Annotated in this window: 13 protein-coding genes; 5 read left to right on the top strand and 8 right to left on the bottom strand. The window is 41.1% G+C overall.

Features of this window, described 5'->3' with window-relative positions; translation table 11 throughout:
- Window positions 1–111: 111 nt before the first annotated feature.
- From guaB to cysS, 3 genes are all read right to left on the bottom strand, one after another.
- Window positions 112–1,584 (bottom strand): IMP dehydrogenase, encoded by a 1,473-nt coding sequence (gene guaB, locus AC21OG_RS10625; RefSeq protein WP_486547118.1) that lies wholly within the window; start codon window positions 1,582–1,584, stop codon window positions 112–114.
- 196 nt (window positions 1,585–1,780) lie between these two features.
- On the bottom strand, window positions 1,781–3,721 hold the full coding sequence (locus AC21OG_RS10620) for a mechanosensitive ion channel domain-containing protein (RefSeq protein WP_487376593.1): 1,941 nt from the start codon (window positions 3,719–3,721) through the stop codon (window positions 1,781–1,783).
- 247 nt (window positions 3,722–3,968) lie between these two features.
- On the bottom strand, window positions 3,969–5,426 hold the full coding sequence (gene cysS, locus AC21OG_RS10615; protein ID WP_487376835.1) for a cysteine--tRNA ligase: 1,458 nt from the start codon (window positions 5,424–5,426) through the stop codon (window positions 3,969–3,971).
- Window positions 5,427–5,969: 543 nt separating this feature from the next.
- Here cysS and AC21OG_RS10610 point away from each other — a divergent pair.
- Complete coding sequence (locus AC21OG_RS10610) at window positions 5,970–6,602, top strand: cob(I)yrinic acid a,c-diamide adenosyltransferase (protein ID WP_487376591.1); 633 nt, start codon at window positions 5,970–5,972, stop codon at window positions 6,600–6,602.
- 322 nt (window positions 6,603–6,924) lie between these two features.
- Here the strand turns inward: AC21OG_RS10610 and AC21OG_RS10605 are convergent, their stop codons facing one another.
- Window positions 6,925–7,902: a hypothetical protein gene (locus AC21OG_RS10605; RefSeq protein WP_487376589.1), complete on the bottom strand. Its 978-nt coding sequence runs from the start codon at window positions 7,900–7,902 to the stop codon at window positions 6,925–6,927.
- A 493-nt stretch (window positions 7,903–8,395) separates the two neighbouring features.
- Between AC21OG_RS10605 and AC21OG_RS10600 the strand changes: the two genes are divergently transcribed.
- On the top strand, window positions 8,396–9,211 hold the full coding sequence (locus AC21OG_RS10600) for a glycerophosphodiester phosphodiesterase (RefSeq protein ID WP_487376587.1): 816 nt from the start codon (window positions 8,396–8,398) through the stop codon (window positions 9,209–9,211).
- 126 nt (window positions 9,212–9,337) lie between these two features.
- Here the strand turns inward: AC21OG_RS10600 and AC21OG_RS10595 are convergent, their stop codons facing one another.
- Both AC21OG_RS10595 and AC21OG_RS10590 read right to left on the bottom strand, forming a co-directional pair.
- A complete protein-coding gene (locus tag AC21OG_RS10595; RefSeq protein WP_487376585.1) occupies window positions 9,338–11,008 on the bottom strand; it encodes a fatty acid--CoA ligase in 1,671 nt (556 codons plus the stop codon).
- Between the two features lie 784 nt (window positions 11,009–11,792).
- Window positions 11,793–13,469 carry a fatty acid--CoA ligase gene (locus tag AC21OG_RS10590; RefSeq protein WP_487376583.1) on the bottom strand — a complete coding sequence of 559 codons (1,677 nt, stop codon included), beginning with the start codon at window positions 13,467–13,469 and terminating at the stop codon, window positions 11,793–11,795.
- Window positions 13,470–14,129: 660 nt separating this feature from the next.
- Here AC21OG_RS10590 and xseA point away from each other — a divergent pair.
- The 3 genes from xseA (at window position 14,130) to ggt (ending at window position 18,444) form a co-directional block, all read left to right on the top strand.
- Window positions 14,130–15,665, top strand: coding sequence for an exodeoxyribonuclease VII large subunit (gene xseA, locus AC21OG_RS10585; RefSeq protein WP_487376582.1), 1,536 nt, complete (start codon window positions 14,130–14,132; stop codon window positions 15,663–15,665).
- 112 nt (window positions 15,666–15,777) lie between these two features.
- Window positions 15,778–16,056, top strand: a complete 279-nt coding sequence (gene xseB, locus AC21OG_RS10580; RefSeq protein WP_487376580.1) for an exodeoxyribonuclease VII small subunit — start codon at window positions 15,778–15,780, stop codon at window positions 16,054–16,056.
- Window positions 16,057–16,416: 360 nt separating this feature from the next.
- Window positions 16,417–18,444: a gamma-glutamyltransferase gene (gene ggt / locus AC21OG_RS10575; protein WP_487376579.1), complete on the top strand. Its 2,028-nt coding sequence runs from the start codon at window positions 16,417–16,419 to the stop codon at window positions 18,442–18,444.
- Between the two features lie 292 nt (window positions 18,445–18,736).
- Here ggt and AC21OG_RS10570 read toward each other — a convergent pair whose 3' ends face one another.
- Both AC21OG_RS10570 and AC21OG_RS10565 read right to left on the bottom strand, forming a co-directional pair.
- On the bottom strand, window positions 18,737–20,641 hold the full coding sequence (locus AC21OG_RS10570) for a DUF4178 domain-containing protein (protein WP_487376578.1): 1,905 nt from the start codon (window positions 20,639–20,641) through the stop codon (window positions 18,737–18,739).
- The gene (locus AC21OG_RS10565) at window positions 20,638–21,678 is read right to left on the bottom strand and encodes an SPFH domain-containing protein (RefSeq protein ID WP_487376577.1); all 1,041 of its coding nucleotides are present in this window, start codon (window positions 21,676–21,678) and stop codon (window positions 20,638–20,640) included. The genes AC21OG_RS10570 and AC21OG_RS10565 overlap by 4 nt, the downstream gene beginning before the upstream one ends.
- Window positions 21,679–21,750 lie beyond the last annotated feature (72 nt).

Genomic DNA, 21,750 nt, shown 5'->3' with positions numbered 1-21,750 from the left:
ATACTACAAAAAAAAGACCAAAAGATAATGTCTTTTGGTCTTATTATATACAAATTAAAAAAAGGTCTTTATAACAGAGACTCAATGCCTCAATGAACGTCCAAATTTTAATTAGTTCACTCGATAGTTCGGGGCTTCCTTAGTAATTTGAACATCATGAACATGAGACTCTTTCATACCTGCCGAGGTCACGCGAATAAACTCAGGTTTGGTGCGCATCTCATCGATAGTCGCACTACCTGTATAGCCCATTGATGAACGTAGACCACCAACTAACTGGTTGATAATACCATTAACTGGTCCTTTATAGGGAACACGTCCTTCGATACCTTCTGGTACCAGCTTCTCAACACCATCTTTTGCGTCTTGGAAATAACGATCTGATGATCCATTAGAGCCGGACATAGCGCCTAAGCTACCCATACCGCGGTAAGCTTTATAATAACGCCCTTGGAAGAGTTCAACTTCTCCTGGCGCTTCCTCTGTACCTGCCAATAAAGAACCCACCATGATACATGAGGCACCAGCAACAATTGCTTTTGCCATATCACCAGAGTAACGAATGCCACCATCGGCTATCAATGGAATACTGTCTTTTAAAGCAGATGCTACATTATCAATTGCAGAGATTTGCGGGACACCAACACCGGCAATAATACGCGTGGTACAGATTGAACCAGGACCGATACCTACTTTGACAGCGTTTGCACCTGCGTCACGTAGCGCAAGGGCGGCATCACCTGTCGCGATATTACCGCCAATCACTTGAATGTGAGGAAAGTTCTTTTTAACCCAAGCAACTTTATCAATAACACCTTTAGAATGACCATGCGCCGTATCCACAACGATCACGTCTACTTCTGCTTCCGCTAAAGCTTCTACCCGTGCTGGCGTGTCTGGTCCAGTACCGACTGCTGCGCCAACCCGTAAACGACCATGCGAGTCTTTACAGGCATTTGGATTGTTTTCTGCTTTGTTAAAGTCATTGACCGTGATCAAACCTTTTAAGGCAAAATTATCATCAACAACCAATACTTTTTCGATGCGGTGTTCATGTAGCAATTTCTTAATATTTTCATTGCTCTCCCCTTCTTTGACTGTCACAAGCTTATCTTGAGGGGTCATGACATTTTTAACAGGTTGATTGTGATTGGTTTCAAAACGGACATCACGGTGAGTCACGATACCCACAACTTGTCCACTGCCAGGCTCAACGACTGGAACACCAGAGATGTTATTTTCTTTGGTAATACGAAGAAGCTCACCGACACTTATATCTGGAGATACAGTAATAGGATCAACCACAGTACCGGCCTCAAACTTTTTGACACGGCGTACTTGCATAGCTTGGCGATCAATATCCATATTTTTATGGACGATACCCATACCCCCAAGTTGTGCCATTGTGATAGCCATCTCTGACTCCGTCACCGTATCCATTGCCGCAGAGATTATCGGAAGATTTAAAGAGATATCCTCGGTTAATCGCGTCGTTAATGAGGCTGATTTAGGTAGCACATCAGAATATGCTGGCAGGAGTAAAACATCATCAAAAGTTAAGGCATCATCTACGATTCGCAACATACAAACCCCTTGGCTAGAAAAATAAGCACTGTATTATAACAAAATAATTTATCAGGTGAGGTAATGAATTCACTCTACTATCAATACTAAGTTGTTGAAAGGTAACTAACTAAAGGTAACAAACTAAACTGGATGGTAATATCATTTATTCGTTATTTTTTAATTTACATTTATTTGGGGGCTTCACTATACTATTTCAACGCTCTCTCGACGTTAAGGTAATACGATCAGTTGGTAGACAGTAATTATGTTCTTCGCTTAAGTAATCAAGCATTTGTTTGCGTACATCACAGCTTAAATCCCATACTTCAAGCGGTCCTGCGGCACTAACTTTACCGCGAAGTTTAATCGTATCCTCAGTCACATCGGTTACTTGCACATCAGGCTCAGTCTCATTATCCCAAAGTTCATGGGCTTTGGTAAGCTCGATGAATTTTTGTTTAATTGCCTCAATATCTGCGCCGTAATCAACAAACAGGTAAACCGGATGCACCTGAGTGGTGGAAGTGTGTGACCAGTTTTCGATCACCTCTGTCACAAAGTGTTTCATAGGTACAATTAAGCGTCTATTATCCCATGTTTTCAAGACTGCGTAGGTATATCTTAAGTCTTCTACCTCAGACCAAATACCACTCAGCATCACTGTATCCCCAATACGTACAGGCTGAGTTAGGGCTACCTGAAACCCTGCTATAATATTTCCGAGAGTCGGTTGGGCGGCAATACCTATCACCGCACCTGCAATGCCTGCAGAAGTCAATAATGTCTTGCCAAGCCCTTCTAAGTTTGTAAACTCTGTTAAGCTAAACCAGAGTCCACCTAATACGATAACAAATATGAAAATGCGTCTAAATATCGATACATAGGTCATGCGCACGCGCTGAATATTAAATTGCTCTTCATCAAGCGCGTCAATCTGGTAATCTTGATATCGGTTAGCAAAGAAGTTAATACTTCTAATGCCGAGCCACAATGCACTTATTATCAACCCTATCCAAATTATAGGGCGTAGAGAGGTGGCAATAGCATCCACTTTAGGGAGGCTTCCAGATACCAAGGCAAACATCATTGAGAAACTTATAAAGACGGTTAAAGGTCCTGTTATTTTGTTAAATAAGTCGGTAATGCCTTTACCCTGTAAAGACATCTTATTGTGCTCGTCCTTGTTTAACTGTTTATTAGAATAAGCCTCAGTCAGTTTGGCGGCGCCCTTACTCATTAACAGACCGAGCCCCATTGTCAGTACCATCAAGATCAGTATGGCTAATATCTCCCAGATTCTTAGACCAAAAACCTCTATCGATAACCAATCTGGGAAATTACCTTCGAATTGAGCCGGCTTATGGATATCATACAAAGCATCAATATTCATGACAGTTTGCGATGAAAACACCCAAATCGGTGCCTGACCATCTACTTTTATGCGCTCTAAATAAATTGGTACACTGCGGTTTTTGTAATCAATAGATCCAAGCTTGATTGAGCGTCTTGGCACCCCATGAATGGGATTATTACCGCCTATCGATGGCTGTACTAAACCGTCTGCCCGATCGGGCATATCATCGAAAACGTACAAGTCTTTTTCGGATAATAGATAGTCAAGCTTTTTGACAAGCTTTTGGGCAAGCTCAATTTGCTGCGAGTCTTCAATAGAGTTGAGATTAAGTGAGTAGGCGGCCAATGCAAAGTTGTTTTGTAGATTGGCAGTATTAAAGAACTCTAGGGTTGCCAGGGGCGTTTCTAGGTTAGGGGGGATGCTAGGCTTAGGAAGACCAGCGTTTAGTTTCTTAACTACATAATAAGCTTGGTTATATTCACCGGTCAGTTCTGAATTGGCTTGAAGCTTAGGGGTTGGGTAATTGTCTTCTTCCCCTTCTTCATTTATTCGCTCTTTGATATAACCAGTTAATGTCTTAGGTTGTTGAGCAATAGCCACTTCATCAGCGCTTGCATTAGTCACCTGTGATGAAGATACCAAATTATTGTTATCTGAACGCTCAGCAACACCGCCTTCGGCATGGGCAGTAGGAAATACAGTAACCATCAATATACTAATGAATAGCGCCACCATCCACAGTCTCAAATCATTAACCCGTATTTTCTGGCTACTACTGATTGGCTTTGAATGACTGTCCATACCCACCTTTGCTAGTAACTATTCATAGTAGCTATTAATAGTAGCTATTACTCAATAAGTTTATAAGACGTTTTACCGATATCAAGCTAAGGGCTACGTCTCATTAATAGTGTTTATAAAAAAACCTGCACCACTAATGAGCAGGCTAGTCCAAAGACCTTCTACTTAAATTGACTAAAAAATAGTCTCCGCCAGTGCCATGATCGAATGTTCCACACGCCCTAGTCTTTTTCTTGAAAATAATTAACTAAATACGGCGCCACGTCGTTCCGCCTTTGCCATCTTCAAGTTCGATATTGCTATTTTGTAGCAACTCTCGAATTTCGTCTGCTCGTGCAAAGTTTTTATTGGCTTTAGCTGCTAATCGCTCGTCAATAAGAGCTTGGATTTGATCATCACTCATTTGATTTTCGCTATTTGCACCAATTTGCGCTTGCAAAAACTCAGTAGGAGGCAACTGACCGATATTTAACATACCTGCCAATGCTCTTAACTGCTCAGTCTTACGAGTTATAGCAGATCTGACGCCTGAATCATCAGCCTCACGCGCCAGCTTATTAACTTCTTTTGCTAAGTTAAATAGCACACTGATCGCCAGTGGCGTATTAAAGTCATCGTTCATTGCCGCAATAAAGTCGGTGACATGGCTAGAATCGGGTAAGCTTTCATCACTATCTGTCTGTGTCTTATTGCTATTTATATCATTGCTACTTAGTTCATTGTCATTAATTTGGCTCAATACAGCATCCGCTGCCTTCAAAGCTTGATAAATACGGGTCAATCCAGAGTGCGCTTCTTTTAAAGCAGCATCCGAGAAATTTACCTGACTTCGATAATGACTGGATAAAATGAAGAATCGTATTGTTTCGGGATGGAATTTCTCCATCACCTCGCGTATCGTGAAGAAGTTACCCAATGACTTGGACATCTTTTCACCATCGACATTGATAAAGCCAACATGCATCCAGTTGTTAGCATACGTACACCCTGTGGCAGCTTCAGACTGAGCGATTTCATTTTCATGATGTGGGAATTGCAAATCGTGACCACCACCATGAATATCAAAACTATTACCCAAGCATCTAGTCGACATAGCAGAGCACTCAATATGCCATCCAGGACGCCCACCGCCCCAGTGTGATTGCCACTGAGGCTCACCTTCTTTGGCCGCTTTCCAAAGTACAAAATCAAAAGGATTTTTCTTATCAGTATCCACCTCTACGCGAGAACCTGCCTGCAAATCCTCTAGTTTGCGTTTTGATAATTTTCCATAATCATCAAAGGTTTCCACAGCATAATAGACATCACCGTTCGACGCTGCATAGGCATGCTCTTTTTGCTCAAGTGTACCAATCATGTCAAGCATATCATTGATATGATCAGTAGCACGTGGCTCCAAATCTGGATTCGTACAGCCTATTGCTGCCGCATCGTCATGCATCGCCTCAATAAACCGATGAGTGAGCACCCCTATCTCTTCTTCATTTTCATTAGCGCGTGCAATAATTTTATCGTCAATATCGGTTATATTGCGCACATAGGTCACGTCGTATCCTAAGTGACGCATCCAGCGAGAGATCACATCAAATGCCACCATAACTCTGGCATGACCTATATGACAATAATCATAAACGGTCATTCCACACACATACATCCCAACCTTACCTGCAACAATAGGCTCAAAGTTTTGCTTTTTGGTTGACATAGAGTCATAAATCTTTAAAGACGCTTGATGTTGCTGTAATTGACTTGCGATGTAGTCAGGCGTTTGTATTATATTAGTGTGTGATGACATAATGAAAAACCTTAAATTATATATACTGTTAACATAGGCGTACTAATAGATACAATGCTAGGTGCTTTTGCTAGCATATAATTACTAGCATATAGTTACTAGCATATAGTTACTAGCATATAGTTACTAGGATTTAGGTAGCTATTAGGTAGCTACATTGAACCGTTAACTCATTTTTTGATGACAGCCATCTTACCTAAGCTTGACTAAAAATGCTATATTTCATGACAATAGTTCAGCTATCGATTGAAACCGTTGTCTCATCGCAAACGTTTTAATTTATAAACATCTTAACTTTAATCAGCTTCGTTTTTCGCTTAGTTAGATGTTTTAATTATTTCTTGAATTAGTTATGTAATGGTTGTGTCGATAGTAACTTTCAATAGCTCAAAGAATCAATAAGTCATAGTAATAGCACTGAAGTTGTCACTCAAATAAATAAAGAGGCGTTCAATGGGAAACCGACTTACCAAGATATATACTCGCACCGGAGATGATGGAACGACTGGATTAGCAAACGGGGCTAGAGTCAGTAAAGCAGATCAGATTTTTATCGTCATGGGTGATGTGGATGAGCTAAATGCCCATATAGGCATGATATCAGCATATGCTAATACACTCATAATTAGTCACTCCTCGTCAAATCCTACCTCTAGTAATCTGGTAGATAATCCATCTTTATCGTCCCTTCTTGAGACCATGAGTACCATTCAGCACCTATTATTTAATATAGGTGGTGAATTAGCAATGCCAGAGTATAAAGGTATTGATGAGGCCCATATTGCATGGTTAGAATCAGAAATTGACGTGATGAACAAACACCTTCCGCCTTTAAAAGACTTTATTCTGCCGGCAGGCTCGCTGTTGGTTAGCCAGATTCATATTGCCCGAACCGTTTGTCGTCGCAGTGAGCGTCAAGCTGTTCTTTTAAACAATATCAAGTCAGATTCATTGTCAAAAAACTCTGTGACATTATTGAATCGACTCTCAGATTGGCTCTTTGTATTGGCAAGATATTGCGCAAAACTTGAACACTCTCAAGAAGTATTATGGGATAAAACAATTTTAGATAAATTCAGTAGATAGAATTCTGTAGATAAAATATTGATATATAGAGAGTGATTCAAATATTTGTTGCCCTAATACCAATTGTTGATATTACCCTATTTTGAAAGGCATACCTACACGTTACCAATATAGTCGTAGGCAACTAAAAAGCTACAGCGTTAACCTCACTTAGCCTACTAGAGTAGTACTTGCGCTCGGTTGCCTTGTATCTCATTTAGTTAACTATGACTATAGGTGCTTATTATAAAATCTATAAAACAAAATAGTCCTCTAAATGAGGACTATTTTGCTTGAAGAGAAGTTATCATAAAACAATATAAAAATACACCGACTCAAGAAGTTAGTACGTACCCTCTTCTTCAATGATCACCATTTCAATATCATCGTTTTGAGGAACTTTATGATCTACTTTTGGCTCAGAGGGTTTACTACTGTTATTGGATGACGATGCATTGGTAGGTGCATTAGCAGTCGGTTTAGAGGCACTGCTATTATCGGCTGACGCTGTATTGGGTGTAGAATTATTAGTACTTGGATTATTCGTATTCTGGCTTGGCGGCGTTGCAGGTCGTGGCTCAGGCTCGGGGCGCACGCGTGGCTCAGATCTTGTTGAAGGTTCGGCTGGTAATGCTGGAGCAGGTCTAGGCTGTACGACTCTAGGAGCCTCACGCTCTACATCAAGAGTGGCTTGAAACTGGGACTTAGCAATAATATCAGACACTGCTGCTAAGATAACAGGCTGTCCCACTATTCGTGAAGTGGTTCGTCCGCCTTGCATCCCTACCACATAATTGAAATTGTTACTGACCAGCATATTATTATTTAAAGTAATATTATCTGCCAGTAATAAATCTTTTAAATTACGATTTTCTAGGGAGTCATAGACTCTAGTAGCTCGAGTAATATCTTGATTGGGTAATGTTAAGCTTAAACTAGCACTACACGTGACCATACCTTGAGCATTCGCTTCTTGCAGTACCGTTGGATTAGCAACGTCTATTAATATAGAACCAACCGCATTATTAAGATTAGATAGGCTTAATGACTCACCTGCACTTTCAGCGTAAGCATTAAACATACTTTGTGTTTGTGAGTTAAGATTAGACTTGATAGACTGCGACAATTGAGTTAGTGCCACGGGATCATCACACTGTACCGTTTGTGGCGCTGTATTGGTAGTGACTTCAACCGGTGTTTCATCAGCATTTTTATCAGTAGTATCTTCTTTTTTGCCACAACTTACCGCCGTTAAAGCGCAGATTAAAGCGACACTAACTAAGCCTTTATTTTGGGAAACTAGATCTAAACTTAACTTCATTTTAACCTCTTGGAATACCTATACTTATCTATAAATCATCAACTCAAAATTTATAATTAAGTAGGTCGAATAGTGACAAATTTTAATAAAAATAATGCATCATTAGATTAAATAAGGATTTAATACTACATCTAGAAATTAACATATCAAGGAAGACGAATGCAAACCCTACAAATAGTAGGTGCAATGAGTCTGCCCGAGTCTAAAAAGGATAAGTTATTTAATAGAATAAGTTATGTAATAGAAAAGGAATTATCCGCTCTAATAGCCATTGTGCAGTCTATTATACGTCAAACCTTCTCAATATACTAAATAGTATCTTTAATTTGCAAATTTAAAATTGTATTTAGCCTTTTAGTGAATGCTTTACTTACCCCCTCAAATAATACTATACGGACGTAAGTGTTTTGGTGTAGACCTAGCTATTTGAAGAAACTAGACCAGAATACACTTTATCAAATGACTTTTATATCAACTCAATAGGCACTCTATTATGATCAATCACCCTCAACCATCAATATCAGAACTCTTAGATAGTACTCCCACTCGAATGATGGGGCATAGAGGAGCGCGCGGAGAAGTATTGGAAAATAGCTGTACTGGGTTTGAGCACCTTCAGCAGCTAAGTCAGAGATCTGATAGCAAATTAGTGGGTGTCGAGTTCGATGTTCAACTGACATTAGATGGTAAACTTGCCGTCTTTCATGATGATACTTTGCAAAGAATATACGGCAGCCAGTCGCGTATCGATCAGTCCAATAGCCAAGAGTTATTCAATAAAACCAATCAATCACTAGCGATAGGACGTCATCCAATACTACTACTTGAAGATATGCCCTCATTATTGACAGGCTATCAGCATATTGAGCTTGAAATAAAAACGCATAATAGAACCAACTATCAAAAGTTGACAGAAGCTTTAGCTGATACACTCAACTCAAAGTCTTTTAAAGACTTACCCATAACGCTAACCAGTTTTGACATCATGCTGCATCAACATCTACAAAGACATCGTTTTTTAGCACAGTATGATCGCGGACTTTTAATTGAACCTCTAGCAACTCAGGACAATATCGTCAGTACCAGAGTGCCACTTTCTCAAACTCCTCAAATAGCCTTGCGTTTAGGGTGTCGTAGCGTTGGGCTGTACTACCCCCTTTATACTCAAGCTGTGATGCAACTGTGTCGTCGTTATAATCTTTCAACCACTGCTTGGACAGTGAATAGTAATGAAGAGGCGATCCGTTTAATAAAGCTAGGCGTGGACTATATTATCACTGATTATCCGTCTAGAATGCTAAAGCTGTAGGGGTTAAATAGACTTAAGTTTGATTGAGGTTTTGATAAAGATTTAATCTTGCTATGACTATAATAAAAAAGCCACCACATAACGTATGCGGCAGCTTCATTTGTCATTAAAATTTAAGCAACTAAACTATAGAGTCGTCTGACCGGTAAACATCTGACGCATCCGTTTTTTATCATGCTTACCAACGGATGTTTTGGGCAGATCATCAACGATTTTGAAGTATTCAGGGACTCCATATTTTGGAATCATACCCTTCTTTGCCGCTTGCTCAACCAAGGCTTTAATATCTTCAGGCTTGGTATCTTGACAGTTTGGCTTAAGTACAATAGCGGCTAACGGACGCTCTCCCCATTTTTCATCACGCACACCTATCACTGCAACGTCAGCCACAGCAGGATGCAATGACAGTATGGTTTCAATCTCAAGTGACGATATCCATTCGCCGCCAGACTTAATCACATCTTTTAGACGATCGGTAATCTTTAACGTACCATTATCAGTCATAAAGGCGATGTCTTCAGTGTGCATATAGCCACCTTCCCAAAGCTCTGCGCCGGCATCGGTATTTTTAAAATAGCTTTGGGTTAACCATGGCGCACGAAGTACTAGTTCACCCGTTTGCTCACCATCTTGAGGCAAGGCTTTACCCTCGTCATCCCAAATTTTAGCCTCTACCATAATCACAGGCTTACCGGTCAAGCTACGGCGTTTGGCGTCCTCTTCAAGACTCATCTCAGGATCATCAGCCCTAAACTCAGTGAGACTAATAAGCGGTGCTGTTTCTGACATACCATAACCCGTATAGACCTCGATACCAGCCGATAATGCCGTTTTTGCCAGCCCTTCTGTCAAGCGCGACCCGCCGATAATCATCTTAAGCCCATCAAACGTTTTACCCTCAGCATCGGCTTGTTTTAAAAGCATCTGCAATATCGTAGGCACACAATGGGTAATGGTCACTTTCTCGTCTTCGATAAGCTTCAGTAGCACATCAGGGGAGTAGCGACCTGGATACACCTGTTTCATGCCAAGCATCGTGGCGGTATAAGGAAAGCCCCACGCCAATACATGGAACATCGGTGTCATCGGCATATACACATCACCCAATACCAGACCCTGCTTCTGTGGCAATACTCCTAACGTTGCCGCTTCCGCTAACGCATGTAGTACCAGTTGACGATGACTAAAGAAGACTCCTTTTGGATCACCCGTAGTCCCTGAGGTATAGAAGGTTGAGGCAATCGTATTTTCATCAAAGTCTTCAAACTCAAACTCATCACTGGCCTCCTCTATCAAGGTTTCATATTCGCCTAACACTCGAGACTGGTTGTCACCAAACACGCCATCACTGCTCATACCATTATCATCTAGCCAAATAATATGCTCGATTGACGAGTTTTCAAATTGATAGTCTTTCACCATCGGCGCAAACTCAGAATTTAATAGCAATACTTTGGGCTTAGCATGATTAATGGTATACAGGACTTTTTCTGGGGACAGTCGAATATTGACAGTTTGTAGTACATATTGCGACATAGGCACAGCAAAATAGGACTCTAAAAAACGATGACTGTCCCAATCCATCACAGCGATCACATCACCCTTATCCAAGTTCAACTTATCGAAGACATTGGCAAGCTTTGCAATGCGTGAAAACAGCTCAGTATAGGTCATACGCTTTTTATCAGCATAGACGATTTCCTCATTTTGCGAGGTAACTTTCGATCGATTGAGTAGTTGCTTGATGGTTAATGGGAAGGTGTACGCTTGTGGCGCGGCATTATAGTGATTGGTCATGTGATAGTCCATTTATTCGTTTGGTTAGTTTTATTCAAAATGAGGCATATTTATGCTCCCACTTATCATCCTGTTATTTGATTTAGATGGTATTTATACCATTTTATTATGGTTTTAGAGCTGGTTTTTAATATCTGCAAAAAGAATTTCAGATCGTTCATAAAGCCAGATACTTTAAAAGCAAGTTAGTTTAGAGTTTTCACTTTAGAGTTTAAGTCAATATTTTAAAAACCCAACTAATTATAACTACGTTATTCTATGGTAGCTAATCCTGCCATCCGCTTGTATCTACCAGTCTTGGCGGAGCGAGGACTAAGTCAAGATGAGTTACTGTTATCTCGATACCTCATCTTGACAAGACCTCGCAGTCCGCCCAGACCAGTAGGATACCGCTTTTGTCAGGGCTAAACCGCTCTCACGGTTCACGTTTAATAGCTTACAGTTAAATCAATTTAGACTTACTGACTCTATTAAGCCGTCAAATAATCATATTTAAATCAGTGGTGTCTGTAAAGACATACCTTATAAAAGCAACATTTAACAAACAACCTGATATCATGTTCGAATATCAGGTTGTTTAAAATACCTCATTCTCAACTCTTAACGTAGGCTGTGGCTTTAGCCCAGCATTATAATTGAAGGTCTTGATTTACTGAGTAAAACACCATCCATGAATAGTGGATTTTAAAAAGTTAAGCGCGGAGTTTAAATATTAAATTATTCATTGACTGACCATTTAGTTTAATAGTCATCAAACCTATATCTTAGCAATGTCATAGTTTAATCATAGCTTTTTCATAGCTTGATCCCCATACATCTCGCGCATCCGTTTTTTATCATGCTTACCCACCGAGGTCTTAGGTAACTCATCAACAATTTTATAGTTTTCAGGGATACCGTATTTTGGAATAATTCCTTTTTCCGCCGCTTGGACTGTCAAGGCAATAATGTCTTCAGGATTGGTCTCTTCAAAACCCGCCTTAAGCACAATAGCTGCTAAAGGACGCTCCCCCCACTTTTCGTCTTGAATACCAATGACGGAGACATCTGCGACAGAGGGATGAAGAGATAATATGGTTTCAATCTCAAGTGACGATATCCATTCACCGCCGGTCTTGATCACATCTTTTAGGCGATCAGAGATTTTTAACATTCCCTCTGCACTCAGATATGCAATATCTTGGGTGTGCATATAGCCACCCTTCCATAAGGCTTCACCTGCATCAGGATTTTTCGCATAGCTTTGAGTGAGCCACGGCGCCCGTAATACAAGCTCCCCTGAGTTTTTACCATCAGCAGCAACTTCATTTCCCTCATCATCCCAAAGCTTCATCTCCACCATCATAACCGGTTTCCCTGATAGACAGCGACGCTTCACATCCTCTTCGAGACTCATCTGTGGATCGATGGCGCTGAATTCAGTAATACTAATTAAAGGCGCCGTTTCTGACATACCATATCCCGTATAGATTTCTATACCAGCTGATAAGGCTCTTGTCGCAAGCCCTTCGGTAAGATGAGAGCCACCTGTAATCATTTTTAAACCATTGAATTTTTTGCCTTCTATACGGGCTTGCTCAAGCACCATTTGCAAAATGGTTGGCACGCAATGTGTGATTGTGACCTTTTCAGACTCAATTAAATGCAACAGTTTTTCAGGGATATAGCGTCCAGGATAGACCTGTTTCAGACCCAACATGGTTGCGACATAAGGAAAACCCCATGCCATCGCATGAAACATTGGCGTCAGCGGCATATAAACATCGCCATGAACCACACCTTGCTTCTGTGGCAACGCGCCTAAAGTCGCTGTCTCAGCTAGAGTATGAAGCACTAACTGACGATGACTAAAATATACCCCTTTAGGATTCCCAGTAGTGCCAGAGGTATAAAAGGTAACTGCCGTACTATTTTCATCGAAGTCTTCAAACTCAAAGTCATCACTGACGCTATCTAACAGCTGCTCATATTCACCCACTAGGCGTGATTGACTAATGCCCAATACGCCATCACTACTGGTACCATTATCGTCTAGCCATATCACATGCTCAATTGATGAGTTTTCAAACTGGTAGTCTTTGACCATAGGTGCAAATTCGGAGTTTAACAGCAACACTTTGGGTTTTGCATGATTAATGGTATACAATACTTTTTCAGGTGAGAGTCTAATATTAACCGTTTGCAAGATATATTGTGACATGGGAACGGCGAAATAAGACTCTAGAAATCTTGGCGTATCCCATTCCATCACTGCGACGACATCGCCTTTTTCAAGATTTAAAGACTTCAGCACATTGGCTAACTTAGCAATCCGACTAAATAGATCCTTGTAGGTCATTCGCTGTTTATCAGCAAAGACAATCTCTTGCTCTTGGGAGGTGGCCCTACAGCGGTTCAACAAATGTTTGATAGTTAGAGGATAGTCGTAAGCTTGTGACGCAGCGGGGTATTGATTATTCATGATATAGTCCATTATGTCATTGATTAAGTTGTGTCTGATGAACGCTTCAACGCGGAACATTCAAGCAGAGTTCTTACGAGGTCTGATATTTTGTACATTACTCAGACTTTTTACTCGAAACTTAAAAGAGGGTTTTAACAAGCTGGTTAACAGCTTACTTAACGTACTGCCTAAAACCATGCTTTTATTAGGTCCAAGTGCACTCTATATATAATTCCTTTATAGCTAAGGATAGTGAACTGTTCGATGTAAGTAAAGCTATTAGGGTCTGTTGAACGTTCAAATATTAGGACTGCTGATAGCTAAAATTATTCCGAACTAGGCGTAAACCGACGATAATGTCTAGACCTTAGCTAGATTTATAACAACCTTTGGGACAATTTTAGCATCAGCCCTGCGGGGCGACGCTATTTTTTGTCAATATATTGCGAAATTTTCTAACTTAGAATGACTAAGCATCAAAAATTTCCCTGCATATTGTCTAAAAAATAGCCTCCGCCAGTTCCACATTTGAATGTTCAACAGACCCTAGTCACTTAAAGTGAACCCTTAATATTTAACCATTTAGTGGGATTAAATTTGCCGTTTTTGAACACTTGTTTTGTCGTTTAAGTACCGTGGTTATGTAGACCCTAATTTTAGATTTTAAGAAGACTATTTATGCCTAAGCCAGATTTATCTCGTCTTGACTCGACTTTATCCTCAAGTTCAGCCTTTGATGCAACTGATTATGAAGACGAGGAATTGATTGACCCCATTGATGATGAGCTTGAAAATACAGTACTCAGACTCAGTGATTATCTTAATGCCATTGAGCTTGTAGTAAAAGAAACCTTTCGCCATAGCGTGTGGGTAAAAGCGGAAATTCGCAATCTTTCTAGCAAAGGCGGTCATTATTATTTTGAATTGGCAGAAAAAGATGACAATGGAAAAGTCATAGCCAGTTGCCGTGGTAACTTGTGGCGTTTTAAGGCGACTCGTGTACTCACTAAGTTTGAGCGTGCCACCGGCATGAAGCTTGAGAGAGATGTGACGGTTTTGCTGAACGTCAATGCCACGTTTCATCCGCTATACGGCTTTTCATTAGCAATTAATGACATTGACCCAAGCTATACCCTAGGGGATTTGGCCCGTCAGTATGCTGCCATGCTTGAGCGTTTAAGCGGAGAAGGTCTTCTTGAGCTTAACAAACAACTGCCTACTCCATTTGATATTGAGCATGTATTAGTCATCGCTCCTGAAAAAGCAGCGGGACTGGGGGATTTTCGTGCCGATGCCGATAGGCTTCAACGTACCGGTGCTTGCAATTTTCATTACCATCATGCCACTTTCCAAGGCAATCATGCTCCAAAAGAGATTCGTCATGCTATTATCAAAGGCATGTTGACCTTTAAAAAGACATTTGATCGTCTACCCGATGTGATGGTGATTATTCGCGGCGGGGGTGCTGTCGGAGATTTGGCTTACCTTAATGATTATGAGCTTGCCGCCTTAGTTGCCGAGCAGCCGATACCGGTTTGGGTAGGTATCGGACATGAGCGTGATAATGTCATTTTAGATGAAGTGGCGCATACCAGCTTTGATACTCCCTCAAAGGTAATTGCCGGAATTACCAATCATCTAGCAAGCTTAATGCAGCGTACTCAAGGTTATGCTGATCATATCAAACAAGCCAGCCAGCAACAGCTTTCGCAAGCGTCACTGGCAACGGATCGGCAATTTACTGCTATTCAAAGTTCTAGCACTTATAATTTGCAGCGCTGGCAGCACCTTAGCGACAATCATTTTAATACCGTAAAACAATACACTAGGTTTAAATTACGCGAAGTCTCATTGACGACAGAAAGCAATATGCTTAGTATTCGCAAGCTGAGTTATAACAACTTAGGCCGTTTGTCCTCTGATATCGAACACAAATACCTCTCTATTCAAGACAATAGCTATAAGCAACTCAATGACATGTCTAAAGAGATACGCCACTACCAACAAATTGTGTTAATTCAAAATCCTGCACGTTTGCTAGATCAAGGCTATGCGTTTGTTAAGAATGAAGTAGGTCGTTATCTTAATTCGATGAAAACCATCGAAAAAGGAGATATGGTGAATGTTGAGCTTAGTGATGGGGAGCTCAGTGCAGTCGTCACAAAAGTTAAGCCCAAAGATGATACTAAAACTAATAATGACGCTACCTTATAACCATTATTGGATTAAACTCTAACTTTAAATTTTAATCTTATTTGTAATTTAATTATTATTTTCTAAGTCTTTTTTTTAATTTTCATTTTTAGTTCTATAGAGGATATTTTATATGGCAACCCGCAAAAAATCTGCTCCGAAATCATTCAAAGCCGCCTATCAGATTTTAAAAACCAATGCAGAAACATTGCAAAATTCTAATGAGCCAGACATCGATAACTTGATGAATACGGTTGAGCAGTCTATCGCTGCTTATAAGGTATGCCAAGCACGTATTGAAGCCGTGCAACAGGCTTTAGACGCCGCTTTTGACGAAGAAGTGGCAGAAGATCTAACAGATGACAACGAGCAATTAGCAACTAAAAGCGAAACCACTGCAGATAACCAATAGTATTTAGTAAAACCTATAAGTCAGCATAATGTCAGATGGCGTAAATCTATTAATCGTTTTGTGCCAAGTTTAGCTAGATATAGTCAAAAAAGTCTAAAATGGTTACTAGGCAAACGAATGCATGTAAATAGTAATACGGAAGTAGGCTTAACGAGGTTAACGCCGTCCCTGTTTAGTAGTTCGCTAACTATAGTGCACAAACTAGTGCACAAACTAGTGCACAAAACTGGCTTTGGGTTGGCTTATGTTGTGAAAATAGGGCAAAATGTTAATATCTAGATTTAAATAATCCTACTCAATATGTCAATAAACTATTGACCACGACAACAAACTGTCTACCACAAGGAAGTGAGAACTCTTATGATAAAACGCACGCAACATTCAAAATCAGCAAATCACTCTCATAATAATCCAATGAACTCAACAACTTTGAATATTATATACGGTCAAATATCGAATACGCGCAATAAATACTCAGCGCAAAAACAATATTCAATTCCAAATAGCATTGGTTTGAAACGATTGTGTGTGCTACCTCTATCTGTTTTATTAGGTCTTAGCATAAGTAGTTTGACATTTGCTGAGACAACCACGATTCAGCAACCTACCGAAGTTTTGCCAACAATTGAAATTTCTGAGTCAAGGATTTCCGATCCTATTCTGATGACTCAGTCTACACCTTCAGATTCGACAGCAACAAATAACAACGCAACTGGCAGTCAAGACGCAGCTATTTTTTCGGCGGATGCCATTCACCATCCATTGTGGGCTGAAAAAGGAATGGTTGCTACGCAAGAAGCGCTTGCCTCAGATATCGGTCTACAGATCTTAAAAGATGGCGGTAATGCCGTTGATGCAGCGGTAGCAGTTGGTTTTGCATTGGCAGTTACCCTTCCTAGAGCAGGTAATATCGGCGGTGGTGGATTTATGCTCATTTATGATGCCGACACCCAAAAGACAGTAGCGCTAGACTACCGTGAAAAAGCCCCCATCAACGCCTATAAGGATATGTATCTAGACAGTGAGGGTAATGCTAATAGCGAGCTGTCACGCTTTCATGGTCTTGCCATTGGTGTTCCAGGCACGGTAGCCGGACTAGTTAGTGCTCTTGAAAACTATGGAACCATGCCGTTAGGTGAGGTTATGGCTCCGGCGATTAAGCTTGCTGAAGATGGTATCGAAGTCACACCGGGATTATCAGAGTCTTTAAAATCCCTTGAAACGAGATTGAAGAGATGGCCAAGTAGCGCTAAGATATTTTTTAAGCCTGACGGTAGTGCTTATGAAGTAGGTGAGCGATTACTACAGCCAGAGTTAGCTGCATCCTTACGCCTTATTGCTGAACAAGGCTCTGATGGTTTTTATAAGGGAAAAACGGCAGAACAAATCGTCAAAGCGGTTAATAAAGCGGGCGGTATTATGAGCATGCAAGACTTAGAAGACTATGAGGCAGTTGAGCGAGAGCCTGTTTGGGGTAATTATCGAGGATACGATATTGCTTCTATGCCGCCACCTTCTTCTGGAGGGACTCATATTGTACAGATTCTAAACATCTTAGAGGGCTATCCATTGAAAGAGTATGGACATAATAGCGCACAAACCATTCATTTAATGTCTGAGGCCATGCAATTAGCTTACGCTGATCGATCCGAGTATTTAGGAGACTCAGACTTCGTGGATGTGCCATTATCTGGGCTCACATCAAAGGATTATGCACTGCAACTTCGATCCAGAATCAACCCTAATCAGGCTAAGCCTGCAAGCCAAATCAAACCCAATAATCCTCTTCCTTTCGCTCTACCTTATGAGAGTGATGAGACGACCCACTTTTCTATCGTCGACAAATATGGTAATGCCGTTGCCAATACGTATACCTTAAATTTCTCTTATGGCACTGGGCTTGTCGCTGAAGGCACAGGCATCTTACTAAACAATGAAATGGATGACTTCTCTGCCAAACCTGGTGTTGCTAATGCTTATGGTCTACTTGGTAATGAAGCCAATGCAGTTGCCTCAAAGAAACGTCCATTATCTTCGATGAGTCCGACCATCGTGTTTAAAGACAGCGAGCCTTATATCGTCACAGGCAGCCCAGGAGGTAGTCGAATTATTACAACAGTGACTCAGATAATTTCAAACGTTATTGACCATGATATGAATATTGCAGAAGCCACACACGCCCCTCGTATTCATGATCAATGGATGCCGGATGAAATTCGTATTGAAAAAGCATTAAACGTTGACACCATTCGTAAGCTTGAGTCTATGGGACACACGGTGACACCTAAAGCAACCATGGGGTCAACCCAATCTATTATGGTGACTCCAAGTGGTAAGTATGGATCGACTGATCCCAGACAAGTAGATTCTGCAGTGGTTGGCTACTAGTTATACGATATAGTCGTAGGCAAACTAAAGAGCTATTGCGTTAACCTTACTAAGCCTACTAATGTAGTACTCGCGCTCAGTTTTTTTGTATAACATTTAGTTGCCTATGGCTATATTATTTTAGTGTGACAGTGTGAATAAGTAAGCTAGATAGTAATTGTTTGTGGACGGCAAATAGTGATTAGGCGGATAGTAGTTAGACGGATAGTAGGTTGGCGGATAATAGTTAGACGGATAGAAAGCTAAGTAACCAGCTAACCGTTAGCGGCCTGAATTGCTAAAAAAAAGTCGCCTACTTATGCGAGCCTCCAGAACTATAACCAGTGCGTCCGCTACTACCACTATTACTATTACCTCCACCGAAGCCACCAGGTATGATTATGATTCCACCGCCACCTCGAGTTGCTTCTTCTTGAGAGGCAGGGCCAGTAGGTGATGGCTTAGACACCGCACCCAACATCATACTCACGATTAACGATATAATAATAATAATAATAGAAAAGCCTTGTACACCTGATGAGTGATAATTAAACGGTCCAACAGGAACCTCATCCGAAACATTAGCTTTAGCAGATTCACTGGCTTTGAAGTAGGTAATAAATATAAGTATCGCTCCAATAATACCGACCACAAATGAGCCACCACTAAATAACCACGCGACGATTTGTAGGATGACATGCCACCCTAGCATTTTATTTAAGCTGCCTTGTTCTGAGAAGCCATGACCTACTGCAATACTGTTTGCTTCATGATAAGGGCCAAACCATTCTTGCAGCTTAGCAAAGGGTACTGGCTTTGCATGAGTATAAGTAATCTCACGCTCTGTTTGTTCAGAGGTTATAAGCTCATCACCATTGACATAGTCAATCAGCAAATCGCTGTCATCTGTCTTAACTTGCCAATTAAATGCCCCAATAGCAAAAATCACACGGTTACGGTACCCCGAGTCAACCTGTTGCCATTGACGGTTATCATAAATCAGATGCCCTCTTTCAGAAGTAGGCATCTCACTAAGGACCCTTGCCACGAACCAACCTGAGGACTCCTCAGATAACCATAAAAATCCGTCTGTTAAACTATAAAGCAAGTACTCAGTCCACGTCGAAAACTCACCCACTTCATTTAGCCGCATGATACCAATCACCACGTAATCATTGTGGGTGTCTCCTACGGCTATAGCATCTTTCTCATCCTCATCTAATGCAAACTCACTCACCTCTACGATATCGGAGGCTAAAATACGAGCTTTCGCACCCAAAGGTAGCGTACTGTCAAAATGCTGCATCGCTGAATGCATCTTAATGAGCTCAGCTTTACTGCCTGTCAGCTTACTTTCACTATGGCACGCTGGACACATTAAGTAGTCGGTAGCACCTTCGACATAGGGTATAGGGCTACCACAGTTCGGACATTCAATCTTACTTATGTGAACAAAGTTATCCGAGTCTGCCAGACTAGATGGACTGCTGACCTGTTCGCTAACCTGCTGATCATTTTTAAGCAGTTGCATTTGCAGGGCATCAAGAGGTACAGACTCACCTTTAAATACTTTAGGTGAACTATCGGGGCCATTTTCGGCATAGTCTAAAGTAATAAAGTCACGTTTGTATTGTGCATCTATTATCCATGTCTGCCATCCATCCCCCATGATGAAAGGCAACTCACCCTCACCAGCAATAGCATAGGCTTCACGACGGTCATTAACCTTATAGATGACGCCTTGATACTCTACAGCATCATTAATCGCTAAGGTATCAAACTCAGGAAGGCTAGTATCCTCGCCTTCTCCCAAGCTAATACTATACTGACCCAGTGCTTCAGAAAGCCATCCGTTTTGGCCATTTGCAAATTGTAGATACCATTCGTTCCAGACGCCTTGACCATACTGCAACTGAATGCGACCGATTACCGCAAAGTCATCACCTGCAAAGCGTCCAACACTACCTATCTGTAAGGGTGAGTAGTCCTCAATCGTTAAAGACTGCTTACCTTGTGCTTTAAGCGCGTCACCTTCACGAAGTACTGTGGTTTGGCAGTATTCACATACCGCCATCACCGAACCCGGTGACGCAAACTCTACTAGAGCACCACAAGAGGGGCAGGCAGCTGTAAACGTCAAGACATCAAAGTTACTTGGTAATTTTGGCGCTGGCTGTTTTGAGCCCTTGTTTTGAGACGTATGGGTGTTATCTATCATTGAGTCAACTGGGTTAGGATCTTGGTTTTAGCGTCATCATAATCAGCTTGGCTAATCAGACCTTGATCTAATAATCCCTTAAGCTGAGTCAGTTTTGCCGTAAAGTCAGTCGCACCTGCATTCTGAGCACCCGTTTCTTGATTTGAAGACTGAGGCTGTGATTGCTGATTTAGATTGTTTTTAGGCTGCATCGCCTCACTCATCACAGTACCCATATTCATGCCAACGCCTAGACCTGCGCCAATGCCTGCCATGCCGCCTTCATTTTTGGCAGCATGTTGAATTGCTTCAGCCGTTTGATAGCGGGTATAAGCGTCCATATCACCGATCATACCCATTGAGATACGTTTATCCAACGTTTTTTGCAACTCATCTGGCAAGGATACGTTTTCAACAACAAATGACTCAACAGATAATCCGTACTTGGCAAAGTCAGGTTGTAATTCCTTTTTGATTTCATCAGCCATAATGCCTTGATTGGCAGCCAAATCAATAAATGGAATCTCGCTGCCACCAAGACCTGAGGCCAAATCTGAGATAATAAGATTACGTAACTGCGGCTCAATCTGCTCAGCACGGTAGCTATCATTCATACCCGTGATGGTCTGATAAAACTCAGTCACATCATTAATTTTGTAAGAATACATACCGAAGGCACGGATACGTACCATACCAAACTCGGCGTCACGTACGGTTACTGGCTGCGCAGTACCCCATTTGCGACCTTGTTGCAGACGGGTGCTGAAAAACAACACGTCAGATTTAAAAGGTGAGTCAAAGCCCATTCGCCAATTTCTTAAATTGGTCATTACCGGGAGTGTTTCGGTGTTCAAAGTATAACGACCCGCGGTGAATACATCAGCAATTTGACCTTCGTTAATAAACACTGCCACTTGCCCGTCACGAACGGTTAATGTGGCCCCATTTTGGATTTCATTATCCGCCATAGGGAATTTCCACATTAGCACATCATCATCTTGCCAATCCCATTCAATAGCATCAATAAATTGCTTTTTTATAAAACTTTTAAGTCCCATGATTGTTCCTATTTATGTTAGTTATGTTTACGTTAATAAAGGGTATGCTGGTAGTATTCGTACAATAATTAA

Source organism: Psychrobacter sp. CX5 (assembly GCF_057621535.2).
This window is presented reverse-complemented; position numbering and strand designations above follow the sequence as displayed.

Excerpts from the sequence above, each read along its gene's own strand:
- guaB (WP_486547118.1), bottom strand. The coding sequence starts at position 1,584 with ATGTTGCGAATCGTAGATGATGCCTTAACTTTTGATGATGTTTTACTC.
- AC21OG_RS10620 (WP_487376593.1), bottom strand. The coding sequence starts at position 3,721 with ATGGACAGTCATTCAAAGCCAATCAGTAGTAGCCAGAAAATACGGGTT.
- cysS (WP_487376835.1), bottom strand. The coding sequence starts at position 5,426 with ATGTCAACCAAAAAGCAAAACTTTGAGCCTATTGTTGCAGGTAAGGTT.
- AC21OG_RS10610 (WP_487376591.1), top strand. The coding sequence starts at position 5,970 with ATGGGAAACCGACTTACCAAGATATATACTCGCACCGGAGATGATGGA.
- AC21OG_RS10605 (WP_487376589.1), bottom strand. The coding sequence starts at position 7,902 with ATGAAGTTAAGTTTAGATCTAGTTTCCCAAAATAAAGGCTTAGTTAGT.
- AC21OG_RS10600 (WP_487376587.1), top strand. The coding sequence starts at position 8,396 with ATGATCAATCACCCTCAACCATCAATATCAGAACTCTTAGATAGTACT.
- AC21OG_RS10595 (WP_487376585.1), bottom strand. The coding sequence starts at position 11,008 with ATGACCAATCACTATAATGCCGCGCCACAAGCGTACACCTTCCCATTA.
- AC21OG_RS10590 (WP_487376583.1), bottom strand. The coding sequence starts at position 13,469 with ATGAATAATCAATACCCCGCTGCGTCACAAGCTTACGACTATCCTCTA.
- xseA (WP_487376582.1), top strand. The coding sequence starts at position 14,130 with ATGCCTAAGCCAGATTTATCTCGTCTTGACTCGACTTTATCCTCAAGT.
- xseB (WP_487376580.1), top strand. The coding sequence starts at position 15,778 with ATGGCAACCCGCAAAAAATCTGCTCCGAAATCATTCAAAGCCGCCTAT.
- ggt (WP_487376579.1), top strand. The coding sequence starts at position 16,417 with ATGATAAAACGCACGCAACATTCAAAATCAGCAAATCACTCTCATAAT.
- AC21OG_RS10570 (WP_487376578.1), bottom strand. The coding sequence starts at position 20,641 with ATGATAGATAACACCCATACGTCTCAAAACAAGGGCTCAAAACAGCCA.
- AC21OG_RS10565 (WP_487376577.1), bottom strand. The coding sequence starts at position 21,678 with ATGGGACTTAAAAGTTTTATAAAAAAGCAATTTATTGATGCTATTGAA.